The sequence below is a fragment of the Umezawaea sp. genome (genome assembly GCF_057122925.1).
On sequence record NZ_DBNGPQ010000087.1, the window covers coordinates 1 to 15,693 of the forward strand.

11 protein-coding genes are annotated in these 15,693 nt (G+C 72.4%); 7 read left to right on the plus strand and 4 right to left on the minus strand.

Going from position 1 to position 15,693, the window contains the following annotated elements; genetic code table 11:
- The coding region (locus AC156L_RS19735) for a beta-ketoacyl synthase N-terminal-like domain-containing protein (RefSeq protein WP_484407142.1) at positions 1–3,890 on the minus strand (3,890 nt) is incomplete at its 3' end.
- 211 nt (positions 3,891–4,101) lie between these two features.
- Here AC156L_RS19735 and AC156L_RS19740 point away from each other — a divergent pair.
- The 7 genes from AC156L_RS19740 to AC156L_RS19770 are packed head-to-tail and all read left to right on the plus strand — an operon-like array spanning position 4,102 to position 10,967.
- Positions 4,102–5,295 (plus strand): FAD-dependent oxidoreductase, encoded by a 1,194-nt coding sequence (locus AC156L_RS19740; RefSeq protein WP_330881515.1) that lies wholly within the window; start codon positions 4,102–4,104, stop codon positions 5,293–5,295.
- The gene (gene dpgB / locus AC156L_RS19745) at positions 5,292–5,999 is read left to right on the plus strand and encodes an enoyl-CoA-hydratase DpgB (RefSeq protein WP_330881514.1); all 708 of its coding nucleotides are present in this window, start codon (positions 5,292–5,294) and stop codon (positions 5,997–5,999) included. Before AC156L_RS19740 ends, dpgB begins: the two co-directional genes overlap by 4 nt.
- Positions 6,000–6,014: 15 nt before the next feature.
- On the plus strand, positions 6,015–7,187 hold the full coding sequence (locus AC156L_RS19750) for a class I SAM-dependent methyltransferase (RefSeq protein ID WP_330881513.1): 1,173 nt from the start codon (positions 6,015–6,017) through the stop codon (positions 7,185–7,187).
- A 10-nt stretch (positions 7,188–7,197) separates the two neighbouring features.
- Positions 7,198–8,418, plus strand: coding sequence for a glycosyltransferase (locus AC156L_RS19755; RefSeq protein WP_330881512.1), 1,221 nt, complete (start codon positions 7,198–7,200; stop codon positions 8,416–8,418).
- The gene (locus tag AC156L_RS19760; RefSeq protein WP_330881511.1) at positions 8,415–9,734 is read left to right on the plus strand and encodes a class I SAM-dependent methyltransferase; all 1,320 of its coding nucleotides are present in this window, start codon (positions 8,415–8,417) and stop codon (positions 9,732–9,734) included. Before AC156L_RS19755 ends, AC156L_RS19760 begins: the two co-directional genes overlap by 4 nt.
- A 19-nt stretch (positions 9,735–9,753) precedes the next feature.
- Positions 9,754–10,500, plus strand: a complete 747-nt coding sequence (locus tag AC156L_RS19765; protein ID WP_330881510.1) for a TylF/MycF family methyltransferase — start codon at positions 9,754–9,756, stop codon at positions 10,498–10,500.
- A complete protein-coding gene (locus AC156L_RS19770) occupies positions 10,500–10,967 on the plus strand; it encodes a DoxX family protein (protein ID WP_330881509.1) in 468 nt (155 codons plus the stop codon). The genes AC156L_RS19765 and AC156L_RS19770 overlap by 1 nt, the downstream gene beginning before the upstream one ends.
- Positions 10,968–11,023: 56 nt before the next feature.
- Here AC156L_RS19770 and AC156L_RS19775 read toward each other — a convergent pair whose 3' ends face one another.
- The 3 genes from AC156L_RS19775 to AC156L_RS19785 all read right to left on the minus strand — a co-directional run bounded on the left by AC156L_RS19775 (position 11,024) and on the right by AC156L_RS19785 (position 15,458).
- Positions 11,024–13,924: an AAA family ATPase gene (locus tag AC156L_RS19775; protein WP_484407144.1), complete on the minus strand. Its 2,901-nt coding sequence runs from the start codon at positions 13,922–13,924 to the stop codon at positions 11,024–11,026.
- 321 nt (positions 13,925–14,245) lie between these two features.
- Positions 14,246–14,611 carry a nuclear transport factor 2 family protein gene (locus AC156L_RS19780; RefSeq protein WP_484407145.1) on the minus strand — a complete coding sequence of 122 codons (366 nt, stop codon included), beginning with the start codon at positions 14,609–14,611 and terminating at the stop codon, positions 14,246–14,248.
- Between the two features lie 13 nt (positions 14,612–14,624).
- Entirely contained in the window at positions 14,625–15,458 is an 834-nt protein-coding gene (locus AC156L_RS19785) for an SDR family NAD(P)-dependent oxidoreductase (protein ID WP_330881508.1), read from the minus strand.
- Positions 15,459–15,693: the final 235 nt, after the last annotated feature.

Sequence of the window (15,693 nt, forward strand, 5' to 3'; positions counted from 1 at the left end):
ATGTTGGACTTGACCGAGCCCAGTAGGAGGGGCTGGTCGCGTTGTTGTCCGTAGGTGGCGAGCAGGGCTTGGGCTTCGATGGGGTCGCCGAGTCGGGTGCCGGTGCCGTGGGCTTCGACGAGGTCGACGTCGTGGGTGGTGAGTCCGGCGTTGGCCAGCGCGGCGCGGATGACGCGTTGTTGGGCGAGGCCGTTGGGGGCGGTGAGGCCGTTGGAGGCGCCGTCCTGGTTGACGGCGCTGCCCCGGATGACGGCGAGGACGCGGTGGCCGTTGCGGCGGGCGTCGGACAGCTTCTCCAGCACCACCACACCGACGCCCTCGCCCCACGCGGTGCCGTCCGCGTCGGCGCTGAAGGACTTGCAGCGACCGTCGGCCGCCAAGCCTTGCTGCCTGCTGAACTCCACGAACACCGAGGGCGTGGACATGACGGCCGCACCGCCCGCCAGCGCCAGTGAGCACTCCCCCCGCCGCAGCGACTGCGCGGCGAGGTGCATCGCCACCAGCGACGACGAGCACGCCGTGTCGATGGTCAGCGCGGGCCCCTCGAAGCCGAACGTGTAGGCCACCCGTCCGGAGGCGACGCTGCCCGCCGTGCCCACGCTCAGGTGGCCTTCGAGGTCGTCGTCCGACCGCTCGGCCAGCCCGGCGTAGTCGTGGAACATCAGCCCGGTGAACACGCCCGTGCGGGAACCGCGCAAGGACGTGGGTGCGATTCCGGCGCGTTCGAGCACTTCCCAGGAGACTTCGAGGAGCAACCGGTGCTGCGGATCCATCGCCAGCGCCTCGCGCGGCGAAATGCCGAAGAAATCGGCGTCGAACCCGGCGATGTCCTCCAGGAATCCGCCTTCGTGAACAGAGGACGTTCCCGGTCGTTCCCCGGAATGGTCCACCAAATCCTCAGGCCATCCCCGATCGGTCGGGAACGGCCCTATCGCGTCCCGACCGGCGGCGACCAGGTCCCAGAATTCGTCAGGGGACGTCACGCCACCGGGCAGCCTGCACGCCATGCCGACCACGACGACCGGGTCGTCGTCCACGGCGTCCACCACCGGCAGGTCCTCGGCCTCCCGGCCCGCCAGCACGTCGAGCAGGTGCTCGGCGAGCGCGCGGGGCGTCGGGTGGTCGTACAGGGCGGTCACGGGCACGTCCAGGCCCGTGGCGGTGCTGAGCCGGGCGCGCAGCCCGACCGAGGCGACCGAGGTCAGCCCCTGCTCGCGGAACGGCACGTCCGCCGCCGCGACGGCCCGGCCGAGGACACGGCCGGTCTCGGAGCGCACGAGGTCGAGCAGCAACCCCGGCGCGCCCGCCAGCTTCACGCGCAGCTCGGCCGCCCGTCCTGCCGGGGCCGCCTCGGGAACCAGGTCGCGGAGCAGCGGTGGGACGTCGCGCAGGCCGGTGAGGCGCACGGCCGCGGCGACCACGGCGGACTCGCCGGACGACCGCGCCGCGTCCACCAGCGCCATCCCGCCCTCGACGGTGATCGCGTCCGAGGGGAGCCAGTCCGGGGCGGCCGAGCGCGGCTCAGCCTCCCAGTGCCCCCAGGCGACGGAGACGGCGTTGGCCCGTCGTGCGGCGAGCGCCTCGACGACCGCGTCCTCGGCGTCGCCGACGGCCGAGCAGAAGAAGACCTGGGGGCAGGAGTCGCCGACCGCTTCGTCGAACCGCCGGGCCACGGCCGCCCGCGGCCCCTCCCCCATCGCGTGGACGACGAGCGCGAGCGGTCCCGCCGTGTCGAGCACCGCGGCGACCGCGGTGGGATCGGTCAGGTCGAGTGCCGGGTCGCCCGCGCGGTGCTCGACGACGACGACCCGGCGGGCGCCGTGCCGGGCGCGGTGGTGATCGGCCACCGCTCCGGCCGCACCGTTCGGATCACCGGTGACCAGCACGGTCCGGTCCACGTCGATGGTCACCGGCACCGGTCCCGCCGCGGCTCGCCCGAGGCGGGGCACCAGCGGTGCGCCCGACCGGATCGCCACCAGCGGCTCCCCCGCGGGCACGTCCGCCGACACGTCCGCGCCTTCGCCGTCCACGACGACCACGTGCTCCGAGCGGAGGCCGCGCAGCCGTCCGAGCACGGCCGCGTGCTCGGGGTCGGGCGGCAGGTCGTCCGGGGAGGTCCGCACGGCCCGACTGGTCCTGACGACCAGCGGGGTGGGTGACTCGGCGAGCAGCCGTTCCACCTCGGCGACCACCCGATCGGCCAACGCGGGCCCCTCCGGCAGGTCGGCCACCACCAGCGTCCTGACCACCGGCGGCCTGACCACGGGCGTCCGCTCCAGCGGCGTCGGGTCCACCAGAGCCGGGTCCGCCGGCCTCCGCTCCGCCGGCGTCCGGCCTGCTCCGGCGGAGCCCTCCGCCGGGACCCAGTTGACCCGGTGCAGCGCCTCGTGGTCGGCGCCCTCCACCGACAGGATCCGGGACGGCAGCTCCGCCAGTGCGTGCCGCTTGGTCTTGCCCGACCGCGTGCGCGGCACCTCGTCCACCAGGAGCAGTTCCGCAGGCACCTTGAACGGCGACAGCGCGGCGCGGCACGCCGCCATCGCCGCCGCCGGGTCGATCGGCCCGTCCGCCACCAGGTACGCCACCGGGACCTCGCCGAGGACCGGGTGCGGTCGGCCCGCCACCCCGACGTCCGCGACACCCGGCACGCGGGACAGGACGTCCTCCACCTCCACCGGGTGCAGGTTCTCGCCGCCCCGGATGATCACGTCCTTGATCCGGCCGCGGATGGTCAGGTGGCCGTCGGCGTCCTTCGAGGCGACGTCGCCGGTGCGGTACCAGCCGTCGACCACCGCGGGTTCCGGCGCGTTGTGGTAGCCCAGCATGAGGTTCGGTCCGCTGACCCAGACCTCGCCCTCGTCGGCCTCCGCCCCGGCGGAGTCGACCAGCCGCACCCGCAGGCCGTCCACGGGCTTGCCGCACGACCCTGGCGGCACCACGTCACCGGGCCTGGTCATGGTGATCGCGCCGCACGTCTCGGTGCTGCCGTAGCTGTCCACCAGCGGCACGCCGACCACGCGCTCGAACTCCTCGCGCAGGTCCGCCGGAGCCACGGCCCCGGTGCACAGGGCCGCGCGCAGGGCGGGCGCGGGCGAGTCGACGTGGGCGGCCACGAGCCGGTGGTAGACCGCGGGAACACCGGCCAGCAGCGTGAAGCTCTCGTCGGCGAGGGCAGCCAGCACGCGGTCGGCGTCGAAGTCGACCAGCACCTTCGCGGACGCGCCAACGGTGGTGACGCCCACGACGCACAGCACGTGCGAGAGGCTGTGGAACAGCGGCAGCGGCCACAGCACGTGGTCGTGCTCGGAGAGCCCCAGCACCGGGGCGTAGGCGGCGGCGATCGACCACAGGCACGCCCGCTGGCTGGACAGGACGCCCTTCGGCGTGCCCGTGGTCCCCGAGGTGTAGAGCATCCACGCGGGTTCGTCGAGGCCGAGGTCGTCGGACGGGCCGACGTCGGGCTCCGTGGTGGCCAGGCGGTCGAACGTGCCGTCCTCGACCGGCACCACGCGCAGGTCCCCCGCGACCCGGCGGGCCCGGTCGAGCGCGCCGCGACCCGCCACCACCGCCACCGCGCCGCTGTCGGACAGGACGTGCGCCAGCTCGGCGTCCGAGGACAGCGGGTTCACCGGCACGCCGACCGCGCTCGCGCGCGTCACGGCCAGGTAGGCCTCCAGCGTCTCGACCTCGTTGCCCATCAGCAGGACCACCCGGTCACCCCGGCGGACCCCCGACGCGGAGAGGTGCCCGGCCAGCCGTCCGGTGCGGTCGGCCAGCTCGGCGAAACCGACGGAACGCCGATCGTCGGCGAAGGCGATCCGGTCGCCGAATCGGCGGGCATTGGCCGCGATCGACTCGGGGATTGTTCGGACCAGATGAGCACTGAACACCGGTTCGCCTCCTCGGAAATCCGCGTCGGGTGACGATAAAGGAGAATTCGCGCACCGCGATACCCGTACCGACTGGGGCACCCGCACTCCGTTTAGGGGTGGTCATTAGGGGCTGTCAGCGAAGAACGGAATCGATAGTTTCTGCTGGCAGCGGCAGAACGTAAATCCGTTGGGCGAAATTCGTCAATGGTCCTGGCAGCGAGGGAGTCCCATGAAAGTCCTCATCGTCGGTGCGGGGGTCGGCGGCGTGGCGGCCGCGGTGGCGCTGACCGCGGCCGGGCACGAGGTGGCGATCTTCGAGCGGGCCGATCGGCTGCGCGCCACCGGCAACGGCGTCCTGGTGTGGCCGAACGGCACCGCGATCCTGCGCGACCTCGGCGTCTCCCTGCCGGAGCTGGGCAGCCGGATCGACGAGGCCGACGTCCTGGCCTACGACGGGACGCCGTTGATGAAGATGGACCTGGCGGGGGCCGAGGAGAAGTACGGAGCGCCCACCATCGGCGTGCTGCGCGGGCACATCATCGAACGGCTCGCGCAGTCGCTGCCCGCGGGCACCGTCCGGTTCGGCAAGCGCTGCACGTCCTTCCGGTCCGTGTCGCACGGCGTGGAGGTCTCCTTCGACGACGGCACCTCGGAGAGCGGCGACGTGCTCGTCGGCGCCGACGGCTACCGCTCGATCGTGCGGCACCGGCTGTTCGGCGACGTCGCCGCGCACACCGGGCTGGCGTCCTGGTACGGCGTGGCGGAAGTGCCCTCCGGACTGCGGTCCGAGCACGTCGTGCCGACCTACTACGACAAGCTGCGGCTGTGCACGATGCACCCCATCGGCAAGGGGCTGGTGCACTGGGCGGTCGAGGTCCCGTGGCCGAACGCGGACCTGGACCGGCGGGGCAGGCCGACCGCGTGGCTCGACCTCCCCCAGCCACCGGACCACAAGACCCGGCTGCTGGAGTGGTTCGGCGACTGGGCGCCACCGGTGGCGGAGCTGATCGCGAACCTGCCGGACGAGGACATCAGCGTCTTCCCGCACGTGACCCACCGGGTGCCCCGGTGGTGGGGTCGCGGCCCGGTGACCCTCGCGGGCGACGCGGCGCACGCCGTGCCGCCCAGGGTCGGCTGGGGCGTGAACCAGGCGCTGGAGGACGGCTGGATGCTCGGCCGGATCCTGTCCGGGCCAGGGCGCCCCGAGTCGCTGCTGCGGCGCTACGAGGAAGCCCGCAGGGGCAAGGCGCGCCACGTGCGGCGGCTCGAAACGGTGGCCCGGCGGAGCAACCGGCCGCTGATGCTGCTGCACCGCCTGCCGCGCGCGGTCCGGGGCGACGGGATCGTGTCGAAGACGCTGATCTCCAACATCGACAGCTGCAGCAACTACGTCCACGACAAGGGCCGGGCGGTGGCCGGGTGAACGGGCGCGAGACGGGTCGCACGACGACCGTGCCGGAGGTCCGGGTCTCCGGGAGCGAACCGCCCGGCAAGGGGCTGACCGACGAGCTGAACGCGGCGTGCGCCGCCGTCGAGGGCGCGGGCGGCTCCGTGCCGCTGGTGCTGCGCCTCGGCGGCGCCGAGCCGGATCCCGCCGAGTTCGCCTCCGTCGGGGTGCACCTGGTGAACAAGTGGGAGCAGGCGCTGCGCCGGGTCGAACGGCTCGGCGCCGTGACGGTCGCCGTGGTCGAGGGCCCGTGCACCGGCACCGCGCTGGAGCTGCTGGTGTGCTGCGACCACCGGATCGGTTCCCCCGAAACGACTTTCCGCGCCCCGGTCGTCGAGTCGACGCCGTGGCCCGGCATGGTGCTGCACCGGCTGGTGACCCAGCTCGGCGTGGCACGAGCCCGCGGGCTCGTGCTGTTCGCGCCGAGGATCGACGCCGCGCGGGCCGTCGAGCTCGGCCTGCTCGACGAGGTCTCCGAGGACGTGGCCGCCGCGCTGGTGGACGTGCTGGTGCGCTGCGGCGACGTGGCGGGCAGCGAGGTGGCCGTGCGCAGGCAGCTCCTGCTCGACGCGACGTCCACCAGCTTCGAGGAGGCGCTGGGCGTCCACCTGGCCGCGTGCGACCGAACCCTGCGGCACGAGCGGGGCCAGACCCCGGCCGAGCCCTTCCCCCAGTGGTGACGAACAGGAGTGGCAATGACGGCGACGACACCCGTGCGCTTGGCCGACGCCCTGGTCCGGGCGGCGGGCGGTCCCGGAAGGGAGCTGCCCGACGCGTTGGACGCCATCGGCCTCGACGCCGCGGCCGCGACCGCGGTGACGGACCTGGTGGCCCGCTGCGGGCTGCCCGCCAACCCCGACGAGGCGGTGATCGGCGTCGCGGTGCTCCACCGCGGGGAACGCGTCGACTACCTGCTGCGCCTGGCCCGCGGAGCCGAGGTGCGGTCCGAGCGGGCGGATGAGCGGGCCGAGGCGCCGTGCAGGCTGGTCTTCGAGCTGGCCGACCTGGTCGTGGCGATGTACGGGTCGCGGCCACCGCTGCCCGCGGGCACGCACCGCCTGGAGCGGCTGGACGACTGGTTCATGACCAACGGCGACCCCCAGGACCCGTTCCGGATCATCGAGTCCTACATGAAGGCCACCAGCACCGTGCTCGCCGCGGTCTCGTCCGCGGGCCGCGACCTCAACGCGCTGGCCGCCCGGCACGTTGCCGACAAGTGGGGGCTGTGGCACTGGTTCACCCCGCACTACGACCGGCACTTCAGCAGGCTGCGGCACGAGCACGTGCGGGTGCTGGAGATCGGCATCGGCGGCTACCGCGACCCCGACGTGGGCGGCGGCTCGCTGCGGGTGTGGCGGGACTACTTCACCCGCGGCCAGATCTTCGGCGTCGACGTGTTCGCCAAGAACGGGCTCGACGAGGAGCGCATCAAGACCGTGCGGGGCAGCCAGGACGACCCGGAGTTCCTGCGCGCGCTGGCCGCCGAGCACGGTCCCTTCGACATCGTCATCGACGACGGCAGCCACATCAACGGGCACGTGCTGACGACCTTCCGCGAGCTGTACGGGCACGTGCGCAACGGCGGGTTCTACGTCGTGGAGGACCTGTGGACGGCCTACGCCCCCGGCTACGGCGGGCAGGCCACGTCCTCGGCGGGCGAGGGCACCTCCATCGGTCTGCTCAAGTCCGTCGTGGACGCGCTGCACTACGAGGAGTGGACCTCCCCGGACGAGGGCGCGGACGCTCCCGATCACGCCGCGTCGGCGGTGGGGCTGCACGTGTACCGCAACATCGCCTTCATCGAGAAGGGCGTCAACGCCGAAGGCCGCATCCCGTCGTTCGCACCCCGCACCGTCGACTACTACTAGAGGGGCAACGATGCGGATCACCCTGATGTCGCTGGGGTCGCGCGGGGACGTGCAGCCGTTCATCGCGCTGGGCGGGGGACTGGTCCGGCGCGGGCACGACGTCCTCATCGCCTCGGCGGAGTCGGCGCGGGACTTCGTGACGGGCGCAGGGTTCGCGTTCGCGCCCGTCGTCGACGCCATCGGCGGGGAGCTGTTCGACGACCCGGCGGTGGCCGAGGCCATCCGGCGCGGCGGCTCGGTGGTGGACGTGGCGAACGCGCTGCCGCCGGAGGACGAGGCCGCCGCCGTGCGCAAGCACGCGTCGATGGCGGCGGCCTGCGAGGACGCGGACCTGGTGGTGACCTCGCCGACGACCTACCCGGCCGCGCTGGCCGGGACCAGGGCGCGGTGGCTGGCCGCCGCGTGGACGCCGAACACGCCGACGCGGGCGTTCCCCGCGTGGGGCGCGCCGCCCGGCATGGACAACCTGGCGAGCTACGAGTTCGCGCACCAGGCCGAGTGGTCGATCTTCCGCGGCACGCTCAACCGGTACCGGGCCAGCCGGGGCCTGCCCCCGGTCGGGGAGCGCTCGCCGCTGCGCGACCTCGGGCACGACACCCCGGTGCTGTACCCGGTCAGTCCCGTGGTCATCCCGCCGCCCGCGGACTGGCCCTCGGGCTGCCACGTGACCGGCTACTGGCCGTGGGACCGTCCTTCGTGGACGATCGACGCGGAGCTGGAGTCGTTCCTGGACCGGCACGGGGCTCCCGTCGTCGCGACGTTCGGCAGCCTGTGGCCGGTGCACCGGCAGGACGAGGTGCTCGACGTGCTCGCCACGGCGGCGGCGGAGGTCGGTCGTGGGCTGGTGCTGGTCGGCGGACCGCGCGACGGGCTGCCCGACCACGTCCACCAGGCCGGTGAGTCCGACTACGCCACGCTGTTCCCCCGCGCCGCCGCGGTCGTGCACCACGCGGGCTGCGGCACGACGGCCGCCGCGCTGCGCGCGGGTGTGCCGCAGGTCGTGGTGCCGATGTTCGCGGACAACGGCTTCTGGGCGCGCCGCACCACCGAACTGGGCGTGTCCGCACCTCCGATCGCGCTGACCGGACTGTCCGCCGACGTGCTCGCCGCGGCCATCGCCTCCGTGCTGGCGGACGACGGGATGCGCTTGCGGGCCAAGGCGATCGCCGAGGTCATGTCCACCGAGGACGGTGTGTCCGCCGCCTGCGACGTGATCGAGGGGCTCCGGTGAGCGAGCCCGCGGGCAGGGTCGAGCGGTTCGTCACCCGCGCGCTCGACGGCCTGTACCGCGACGGCCGCTTCCGCCTGCGCAACGTCACCACCGGCAACATCGTCCTGGACGCGGCCATGGACGAACTGCTCGCGAACGCCGACGACCTGGAAGTAGGAGGAACGGTGACCACCGGGGAAAGCCTGCTCGACATCGCCGAACGCTCGCCCGACGCGGTGCGGGCCTGGCTGGAGGACCCGCTCACGGACGCGGCCGAGGCCGCGCTCGTGGTGCTGGAGGAGGTCCGGTCCCGCGCCGCGCTGCTGCCCGCGCCCGACCGGGACGTGCCGACGCAGCTGCACCTCACCTCCGGCGGTGACGTGCTGCCGTTCGTGCTGACCCTCGGCGCCGAGCCGAAGGTCTCGCCGGGCACCGACCCGAGCGCGCAACTCCTGGTTCGCCAGGACCTCGCCGAGCTGGTCGTGCTCGTGTTCGGCACGACGGGCGGCACGGCGACCAGGGAGGTGCTGCCCACCGAGGACCCCGACCCGCGCGTCGCGGGGCCGGTCGACCGGGCCTACCTGGCCCGCGCCGCGCGGCAGTTCACCGCGGCCTGCGACTCGCCGCTGCGCGACCTGGCCGACCTGGCCGTGCGCTTCGGCTCGGACAAGTGGGGCAACCACTGGTACGCCGACCACTACGACCGGCACTTCGCGCCGCTGAAGGACAAGCGGGTCACGGTGCTGGAGATCGGCATCGGCGGCTACGACGACCCCGCCGCGGGTGGCGCGTCGCTGAGGATGTGGCGGCACTACTTCCGCCGCGGCGAGGTGCACGGGCTGGACCACTTCCCCAAACCCGGTCTGCGGGAGCCCCGGCTGCACACCCACCAGGGCGACCAGAGCGACGTCGAGTTCCTCTCGGGACTCGCCGACCTGACCGGGCCGCTGGACGTGGTGATCGACGACGGCAGCCACCTCAGCCAGGACGTGATCACCTCGTTCCGGGCGCTGTTCCCGAGGCTGCGGCCCGGCGGCCTGTACGTGGTCGAGGACCTCCAGACCTCGTACTGGCCGGGGTGGGGCGGCGACAGCACCGACCTCGCCAACCCGGCCACCTCGATGGGTCTGCTCAAGTCGTTGGTGGACGGGCTGAACCACCGCGAGATCGACGACGGCCGAGAACCGTCCTATTCGGACCGCCACATCACGGCGGTGCACTTCTACCACAACATGGCCTTCGTCGAGAAGGGCGTGAACTCCGAACCGCCCGCACCGTCCTGGGTGCCGCGGAACGAGAACCCATTCGCGGCTGGCCTTGCCACGCCGGACGAGTGAGACGAGGAGCCGGACACTGATGAGCGATACCCGCGAGCTCTACCTGGACCTGATGAAACGGGTGCTGATCAACACGATCTACCGGGACGCCGCGATCCAGGAGTTCGACTACGGCGACGGCGAGGAGGTCGACCCGCGGCTCGTCGGCCGCGACTGGCCGAGCGTCGCCCACACCATGATCGGGCTGAAGCGGCTGGACAACCTCCAGGAGTGCGTCGAGACCGCCCTGCGCGAGGGCGTTCCCGGCGACCTGATCGAGACCGGCGTGTGGCGGGGCGGCGCGTCGATCTTCATGCGCGCCGTGGTCCGCGCGCACGGCGACACCGACCGCACCGTGTGGGTCGCGGACTCCTTCCAGGGCATGCCGGAGGTGGCCGACGACGGCTACCAGGCGGACCGGGACATGGAGCTGCACAGGTACAACGACGTGCTCGCCGTGTCGCTGGACACGGTGCGGCACAACTTCGAGCGCTACGGCCTGCTGGACGACCACGTCCGGTTCGTGCCCGGCTGGTTCGCCGACACGCTGCCCGGCCTGCCGGTCGAGCGGCTGGCCGTGCTGCGGCTGGACGGCGACCTGTACGAGTCCACCGCGGTCGCGTTGGAAAGCCTTTACCCGAAGCTGTCCCCCGGTGGTTTCGCCATCGTCGACGACTACTCGATCCCGGCGTGCGCGCAGGCCGTGCACGACTACCGGGACCGGCACGGCATCACCGATCCGCTGACCGACATCGACGGCACCGCGTCGTTCTGGAGGAAGTCCTGATGGGTTCCCGTCCGCAGGACCTCCTGCTGCTCGCCGCGAGGGCCGTCATCGGCGTCACCTTCATCGCCCACGGACTGCTCAAGGTGCAGGACGTGAACGGCGCCATCGCCGGGTTCGCCGCGGGCGGCATCCCGCTGCCCACCCTGTCGTACTGGTTCACGATCGCGGTCGAGTTCGTCGGCGGCACCGCGATGGTCGTCGGCCTCGCGCTGCCGCTCGTCGGTGTGCTGCTGGCGGTGGTGACCGGCGGCGCGGCCCTGCTGGTGCACGGCCCCAACGGGTTCTACGTGCACGAGGGCGGCTACGAGTACGTGCTGGTGCTGGCGGTGGTGAGCCTCGCGATCGGCGCCACCGGCGGCAGGCTCGCCCTGGACGAGGCGATCGCGCGCAAGGTCCCCCTCTGGGCCCGTCTCACCGGGCGCGCTCGGGTTCCGGACGAGCGGCGGTCCGAGCACGCGGTCGGCTGACCGGTCGTGGTGGGGCCGGGCCGTGGGACCACCGCGGCCCGGCCCCACCACGTGCCTCACACCGCTTGCAGGCGCAGCGCGATGGCGATGTCGGACCGCCTGGTGATCCCGAGCTTGCGATACGTCCTGGTGAGGTGCTGCTCCACCGTGCTGATCGTGACGTAGAGCTTGTCGGCGATCTGGCGGTTGGTGTAGCCGAGGGAGGCCAGCGTCGCGACCCTGTTCTCGGCGTCGCTCAACTCCTCCCCCGTCTGCCCCTCCGAGGACGTGTCCTCCGAGACCCACGCGGCCCGCTGGTGCGGGACCTCGCGCTGAAGGCGCTTCGCCCGGCACTCCTTGGCGATGCGCTGCGTCTGCCGGATCGCTATCCGCGCCTTGGCGTCGTCACCGAGGTCGTGGTGGGTGTTCCCCAGGTCCAGCAGGGTCCGCGCCAGGTGGAAGCGGGCACCGCAGCGGGTGAACACCTCGGCCGCCGCCTCCAGCAGCCCGACCCGTTCGGCAGGCGGCGCCGTCGCCGCCAGCACGCGCATCGCCAGCCCCGCCGCCCTGGACGTGTGGCGGGGGATGCGCGCCAACTGCTCCTCCGCCAACTCCCGCGCCCGGTCGTGCTGGCCGAGCGCCAGGTGGCACTGGGCGGCCTCCGACCGCCACGGGGCGATGCTCGGCACGTCCATGTCCCACTTGACCAGCAGCTCGCCGCACGCCCAGAAGTCGCTCAGCGCCGCGTAGGGCCGGTCGACGGCCAGGTAGTACTGGCCGCGCGCGAACAGGTAGTGCAACCCGAAGCGGGATTCGAACATGCTGTCGGGCAACGGCTGCCGCACCTGCTCGGCCGCCTTCTCGAACTCGTCCATGCAGGTGTGCGCCACGATGAGCGACGCGCGGACGTGACCGATGTTGGTGCCCCAGCTGTGGGCGGGCATCGTCTCCAGCGCGGCGTAACCGCACCGGACGGTCTCGCCCAGGTCGCCCTCGCGCAGGGCGATGTCCGCGCGCACCGCGGTCAGCACGGCCTCCCAGGTGGGCGCCCGGCGCTCGCCCGCCCGCGCGATCAGCTCGTCGCACCACGGTCGGGCCAGGTCGAGCCGGTCGACGTGGACCAGCGCGATCAACGCGGTGACCAGCGTCTCGATGGTGTCCTCCCCCAGCGGGCAGCTCTGCAACACCTGCTGGGCACCGATGACGACCTCGTCCGAGTCGTCGCCCACCAGCACCGAGCTCACCAGCTTGGCCGCGATCACCCTGCCCGCGGCCGTCGTGTCCGGTGTGGTCCGGACCGGTGCGGGGGGCACGCGCGGGTGCGGGGGGATGTGCTCGGCCATCGACGGGTAGGTGTGCCGGAGCCACCACTCCAGCGACTCCACCTCCTCCGTCACCGGGCCGCCGTCGTGCTCGGCGTAGAGCCGCGCCACCACCGCGCCCGCCTCGTCCATGTCGCCGTGCCACAGCAGGTACCGCAGCACCGCGGGGACCTGGGTGTCCGGCAGCGTTCCCTCGTGCAGCGCCTCGACCAGCGCGGGCAGGTACTGCTGCGCGACGGCCACGGTGCTGCTCCGCCACACCACCGACACCAGCCTGCTGATGATCGTCGCCCGCTGCCGCTGGTCGACGCAGTGCTCCGCGGCCAGCCGCAGGCACCGCAGCGCCCGGTCCACGTCGTCCACGATCAGCATCCGCTCGGCGACGCACTGGAGCAGGCTCACCGCTCCCTGGTCGCCGACCCGGTCCGCGGCCAGGAAGTGGTCGACGACCTCGTCCACCGGGCCTTCCTGCCGCTGCACGTGGGCCGCGGCCCTGAGGTGCACCTCCGCGCACTCGTCGGCGGAGAGCCTGGCCAGCAGCGCTTCCCTGGCCAGCGGGTGGCGGAACCGGCCCCGGTCGAGCAGGCCGATGGACTCCAGCGCCTCGACCGCGTCCACCACCACGCGCTCGTCCACGCCGACCAGCGCCGCCAGCATCGCCGGTGACCGCGCACCGCCGATCACCGCCAGCACCTCGGCGGCGCGACGGGCCACCTCGTCGCCTCGGTCGAGGCAGGCGAGCACCGCGCGGCCGTAGGCCTCTCCGGGCACCAGTCTGTTGTCGCGCTGGAGGGGCAGCCCGCCGATCACCGCCGCGTGGTCCTCCAGCACGGCGTTGACCAGCAGGCAGTTGCCGCCCGTCACGGCGAAGCAGGCGGCGGCGACCCGATCGGCTGTGGCTCGGCCGAGTCTCTCGACCGCCAGTGCCGCGACCCCGCGCTCGCTGAGCGGGGAGAGCCGCATGCCGCTGCCGATGCCCTCGTGCAGCAGGTGGCCGTACACGTGGCAGCGACCGCTGTCGGCGGTCCCGGTGCGCACGGCCAGCACCAGGAGCATCCGGGTGGCGACCAGTCTCCTGGCCAGGTGCACCAGGCATTCCAACGACAGCTCGTCACCGTCCTGGACGTCGTCCACCACGATCACCACGGGCCGGTCGGCGGCCAGCGCGAGCGTGGACTCCGCGATCCGGTGCACGAGCCCGGTGGTGGCCGGGCCCGGCGCGAGCTCGACGGCGGACGACGTGATCACCTCCACCTCGCGGCGGAGGTCGAGCGGCAGGGTGATCGACCCCAGCAGTTGCGCCAGCAGACCGAACGGAAGGTGTTTCGAGGCCGGTGACCCCGTGGCCGACAGCACCAGGGAGCCCGCGAGCGCCCTTCCCGGTGTCGAGCGCTCGGCCACGTCGGCCAGGAACTCCCGCAGCAGGCGTGTCCGGCCGCTGGCGACCGGACCGTTCAGGACGACGGTGCCGCCGGAGCCCTCTGCGAGGCTGTCCAACCTTCCGCGGAACTGACGCAGATATTCCTCTCGTTCGATGAGCACAGAAAAGAACCCCCATATTCCGCACTGTGATGTGCATGAACCGGGGACGTGTGGGGAATTCCGGCGAATTGCCGTGGACATGCTCGCGCGACAACATCGGCGCGCGTTGCGCATGGATGACCGAGGGAGTTTTACCCTCAGGTATTATTACGTGCCCGTGGTCAACATTCCATCACATCCCCAGCTTTCCTTGCCGACCCTACGCGTATTCTCGGACCAGGCAACCCTGTTCACCAGTTCGGAGTATCTAGACACGGAGCGTGCACGACGGCCCCTGATAAGGCACTTTACAACCCCGATATCGGCACGGGCGCGGCACAACCGGACATTTCCTTCCGCACTGTGACGCGCGTCACGTCGGCCATTGTGGCAATGGAGAAGCCTTAAACGAGGAAAGCCCGGCGGTGGGGGGCCGCCGGGCTTCCCGCCCACTCACTACGACGTGGGCCGGTGGGTGTTGAGATAGGCGTGGTCAGAGACGATCAGCCCGTCGCGAATCGTGAGCACGACGCACCACAGGGTCTCCCGGCCCTCCGGCTCCGGGGTCGACGTGGCGCCTTCCACGACCACGACGTCACCCGAGGCGACCGTCCGGAGGACTCGGGTTTCCCGCTTCCCGCCCGAGCCTTCGAGTTCCCGAAGCCGGTCGACGCCGAACCGCTCCACGCCGGGGACCTCGATCACCGCGTCGGGGGCGTAGCACTCGTCGACCATCCGGTGGGGATCGGTGTTGTGCAGCGCTATCCACCTGTCGACGAACTCGAGGTTCGCCCGTTCCCGGTCGATCGCGGCGGAGCTGATGGCCCGACCTCCTCTAGGCGGTGCGGGCCGCGAGCAGCCCGACGGTCAACTCGTGCAGCCGGTCCGCGTCCTCGGCGTCGAAGGCGGGCCCCTCCAGCGGGAGCGGCTCCCCCATCATGGAGGCGGAGACCGGCTGGTCCGGCGGGGTGTCCAGGGCGGCGAGCACCGGCAGGATGCCCTCCTCCACCGGCTTCGCGGCCTTGCGCATGGCCTCGATCTGCTCGGCCATGGCCGGGTCGTACTCGCCGGAGAAGCTGGTCCGCACGCCACCGGGGTTGAGCAGGACGTAGCGGATCCGGCTGCCGGGCCGCTGACGGGCGAAGCCGACCCCGAGCAGGTCGTTGAGCCTGCTGCCCTGCATCAGCGCGTCGATGCCCGTGTAGTCCCGCTCCCGGCCGAGGTCGTCCCAGCGGACCTCGCCCATCGGGATGCCGGGGCCGCACACGTTGACCACGACGGGCGCGGGCGCGGCCTCCAGCAGGTCGGCCAGCTCGTGGCTGAGCACGAAGCGGCTCAGGTAGTAGAGGGCGAAGGAGTTCTCGAACCCCTCCTCGGTGACCAGTCGGGTCGAGCGGAAGTGCTGCGCGCACAGCACGAGCCCGTCGACGGCGGCGAACCGCGAACGGATCTCGGCCACGGCCTTGCGGGTGGCGTCGACCAGGCTGAGGTCCACCTGGATGAAGTGCACGCGGTCGGCGGCGCCGGACTCCTCGGCCGCGGCCACGATCCGGGCGCCCTTGTCGGCGTCGCGACCGAGGACGACCACCTGGTCGCCGCGCTCGAGGCGGGCCAAGGCCACGGCCTTGCCGATGCCGTCCGTGCCGCCCGAGATGACGAACGTCTTCACGCTGGGAACCCCTCCGGAGAAACATGGGCACGAGTGCGCCCGATTTGTCATCAGTTGATGACTTATTCGAAGTTACCGACGGCCGGGTAGCATGTCAACGAGCGATGTCTTGAGGTCTAGGAGCCGGATTGACCGCGACACCGGACGGTCAGCCGCCGCGCAGGCGCGACCGGGACGCGACCCGAGCGGCCCTGCTGGCCTCGGCCAGGAACCACTTCGCCCGTGACGGCTACAC

What these genes read in the sequence shown, in the direction of transcription:
- AC156L_RS19740 (WP_330881515.1), top strand. Translation starts at nt 4,102, where the DNA reads ATGAAAGTCCTCATCGTCGGTGCGGGGGTCGGCGGCGTGGCGGCCGCG.
- AC156L_RS19750 (WP_330881513.1), top strand. Translation starts at nt 6,015, where the DNA reads ATGACGGCGACGACACCCGTGCGCTTGGCCGACGCCCTGGTCCGGGCG.
- AC156L_RS19755 (WP_330881512.1), top strand. Translation starts at nt 7,198, where the DNA reads ATGCGGATCACCCTGATGTCGCTGGGGTCGCGCGGGGACGTGCAGCCG.
- AC156L_RS19765 (WP_330881510.1), top strand. Translation starts at nt 9,754, where the DNA reads ATGAGCGATACCCGCGAGCTCTACCTGGACCTGATGAAACGGGTGCTG.
- AC156L_RS19770 (WP_330881509.1), top strand. Translation starts at nt 10,500, where the DNA reads ATGGGTTCCCGTCCGCAGGACCTCCTGCTGCTCGCCGCGAGGGCCGTC.
- AC156L_RS19775 (WP_484407144.1), bottom strand. Translation starts at nt 13,924, where the DNA reads ATGCGCAACGCGCGCCGATGTTGTCGCGCGAGCATGTCCACGGCAATT.